This is a genomic window from Cysteiniphilum sp. 19S12-1 (assembly GCF_052030685.1).
Classification (GTDB): Bacteria; Pseudomonadota; Gammaproteobacteria; order Francisellales; family Francisellaceae; genus Caedibacter.
Window position 1 is genome coordinate 1 of record NZ_JBQAJM010000088.1, and the last position, 898, is coordinate 898.

1 protein-coding gene is annotated in these 898 nt (G+C 42.0%); it reads left to right on the forward strand.

The features are described 5' to 3' along the window. On the forward strand, window positions 1–898 hold an 898-nt coding region (locus ACTS4L_RS11345), incomplete at both ends, for a DDE-type integrase/transposase/recombinase (RefSeq protein WP_440652072.1).

Sequence of the window (898 nt, forward strand, 5' to 3'; positions counted from 1 at the left end):
GTTGGTATCATCATTGGCGTCGATCAGGGATTGAGGGATTAGAACCAAAACCACGTTCAGATAAGCAAAAGAGTAAATTAACCGAAGAAGCCAAGCGTTTATTGATACACTTCAAAAAAGAAGACATGCGTCGTTCAGTCAATACCTTATTGGTGTTAATGGCAAACAATGGTTTTAAAGCATTGCCCAAATCGACCGTCCATCGCTTTCTACGTAATGAGCACTTGTCTGCGCGTGTGATATCAGATGCCCCTGCTATTGAACGCAGGCAGTTTAGCGCAGAACGCGCCAATGATATCTGGTATGGTGATGTCATGCATGCCGGTAAAATTCACACCGCTAAAGGACTGCAAAAGGTCTATTTAATTAGCTTAATGGATGACGCCTCGCGCCTGATTACCCATAGTGGATTTTATTTTAATGAGCAGGCAGTTTCGGTAGAATGTGTATTGAAAGAAGCCGTCCTTCGGCGTGGATTGCCAAAGCGTTTGATTGTTGATAATGGCTCAGCTTATCGCAGTGAGTCATTACAGCAAATTTGTGCACGTTTAGATATTCGACTGATTTATTGTCGTCCGTATGAACCTGAAGGCAAGGGAAAGCTTGAACGTTGGCATAAGACCGTTCGTGAGCAATTTATCAATGAAATCAATCTTGCTGAAATCAACTCGTTACTCGACTTTAACCTACGCTTACAAGCATGGCTGCAAGAGATATATCATTATCGTCAGCATTCAGGACTTATTAAACAATCACCGATGGAGCGCTTTCGTCAAGATGTTGGACATATCCGCCATTTAGGTGAAAAGGCACAGTCTATTGATGAGATCTTTTATCATCGTATTGGGCGCAAAGTATCTAAAGTTGGCATCATCCTATATGAAAACCAAGCTTATGA